The organism is Escherichia sp. 94.0001, assembly GCF_013369155.2.
GTDB lineage: Bacteria > Pseudomonadota > Gammaproteobacteria > Enterobacterales > Enterobacteriaceae > Escherichia > Escherichia coli_F.
This window is the reverse complement of record NZ_JABWMS020000144.1, coordinates 1-2,299: the sequence shown is the minus strand read 5'-3', so window position 1 is coordinate 2,299 and position 2,299 is coordinate 1. Positions and strand designations below refer to the sequence as shown.

Here is a 2,299-nt window from a genome sequence, read left to right as displayed (position 1 = left end):
AAAAAAAAGCCCGTACTTTCGTACGAGCTCTTCTTTAAAGATGGCGGTGAGGGGGGGATTGACTCGCTTCGCTCGCCCTGCGGGCAGCCCGCTCACTGCGTTCACGGTCTGTCCAACTGGCTGTCGCCAGTTGTCGAACCCCGGTCAGGGCTTTTCATCCCCCGGTGTGTGCAATATACGAAAAAAAAGCCCGTACTTTCGTACGAGCTCTTCTTTAAAGATGGCGGTGAGGGGGACCGCCTGAAATAAATCTGACTTAATCCAGGGGTGTTATATAATTTCATTATAAACAATGTATTACACTTTTTGTTGTCCGATATTATCTAATGTATTCTTAGTGAAGCGAGAGACTAATGGCATACTGGATGGCATACCAGAGTGACGGGAATTAGCGTATGGCAGTATTGACGGATACGAAAGCAAGACATATCAAACCTGATGACAAACCATTGCCCCATGGGGGAATTACCGGACTGACCCTTCATCCTTCTTCAGTAAAGGGGCGGGGGAAATGGGTTTTTCGTTATGTAAGTCCGGTGACCCAAAAAAGACGTAATGCTGGATTGGGAACTTACCCAGAGGTCAGTATTGCTGAAGCTGCACGTACTGCCCGGATAATGCGAGAGCAACTTGCTGCAGGTGATGATCCTCTGGAGATTAAAAAGGCTGAATCTGAGAAAGTCGCTATCCCAACATTTGCCGATGCAGCCAGGCGTGTACATGCAGAACTGTCTCCTGGATGGGAAAATCCAAAGCATGTAAGGCAGTGGTTATCGACGCTTGAGAATTACGCGTTTCCTCAACTGGGAGCAAAAACGCTGGATTCGATTACGGCTGCGGACGTGGCAGAAACACTGCGTCCAGTCTGGTTAACCTTGTCAGAAACGGCAAGCCGGGTTAAACAGCGCATTCATGTTGTTATGCAGTGGGGATGGGCGCACGGTTTTTGTGTAGCAAATCCTGTTGATGTGGTTGACCATTTGCTTCCTCAGCAGACTAGAGGACGTGATGAACACCAACCCGCAATGCCCTGGAGGCAGTTACCGCTTTTTGTGGCGACCAGTGTGTATACCGATGAACCTTATAATGTTACCCGCGCACTGTTATTAATGGTGATACTTACAGCAACTCGCTCGGGCGAAGCCAGGGGAATGCGCTGGGCTGAAATTGATTTTCATAAGCGGGTATGGACTATACCTGCAGAAAGAATGAAAGCCAGGATACAGCATCGTGTTCCTTTATCCCGGCAGGCTATTTACATTCTGGAAAATATACGTGGCCTGCATGATGAACTGGTGTTCCCTTCACCCAGAAAGCAGCAGATCCTTTCCGATATGGTGTTGACAAGTTTTCTGCGTAAAAAGAAAGCCGTCAGTGACATTCCGGGGCGAGTTGCCACGGCACATGGTTTTCGCTCAACATTCAGGGACTGGTGTAGCGAACAGGGGTATTCGCGGGATCTGGCGGAAAGGGCGCTCGCTCATACGCTGAAAAATAAGGTTGAGGCGGCATATCATCGTACTGATCTACTGGAGCAGCGTGTACCGATGATGCAGGCATGGGCGGATTATGTGATGTCTCAAATTGTGAATAAATAATAGTGAAAATGTATATTGTACGATCATGATTTGATATGTGATCGTAGCAGTAGTAATTAAGAAACCGCTTTTATGTCAAATGTATTGAGCTGATAATTATCAGATCGTCAGGAAAGCGTATTTTGATTAACAGGGGATTACTTAACAATCCCCTTTTTATAAAAAATAATTTGCCTGTTTAACTCTTCACTCCTGCTGAGACTGAATTATTCCTAGTGCGTCATAAATCAGTCTTCTGCGTAGTTTATTGTTTTTATCTGCACCATATAACATAAATATATTTTCAACTTTTTCTTCAGGTGTTCTGAGATAATGGATAAGAAAGGTTATCATTCCAACACAATGGAATAAAGTGAATCCATCAAACAGGCTTATCAGGTTTCCTTTTTTTTCCCGTGTTGTAAGTATTTTTTCGCGGGTAAGAATATTTGCCAGTTCATGGGGGGCTGATATGTTTCTGCTGTCTATAATGTCATTTATTTTACCGAGGGCTATATCAACTTCCTGTAATAGGTTATTTATCATAGCTGAGTGAATGTTATTGGTTTCATGTTCCTGACAGTTTATGAACTTATAAATCATTGAGTTATACAGAAATATTACTCTTCCTAATAAATATGTGTTTGTGTCATTTTGAAGACAGGACTCTGGGTATTCGTGATCCAGTGAAATAAGGTTAATGGACTCGCCCTGATAAGTCA

General features: G+C 44.1%; 3 protein-coding genes. 2 read left to right on the top strand and 1 reads right to left on the bottom strand.

All coding sequences use genetic code 11. From position 1 onward, the window contains the following. A partial coding sequence (locus HEN33_RS26200; RefSeq protein WP_207108971.1) for a hypothetical protein occupies positions 1–249 on the top strand: 249 nt, incomplete at its 5' end. 146 nt (positions 250–395) lie between these two features. Continuing rightward, positions 396–1,598 (top strand): tyrosine-type recombinase/integrase, encoded by a 1,203-nt coding sequence (locus HEN33_RS24680; RefSeq protein ID WP_000279869.1) that lies wholly within the window; start codon positions 396–398, stop codon positions 1,596–1,598. A 186-nt stretch (positions 1,599–1,784) separates the two neighbouring features. Here the strand turns inward: HEN33_RS24680 and HEN33_RS24675 are convergent. Further along, the coding region (locus HEN33_RS24675; protein ID WP_183083497.1) for a hypothetical protein at positions 1,785–2,299 on the bottom strand (515 nt) is incomplete at its 5' end.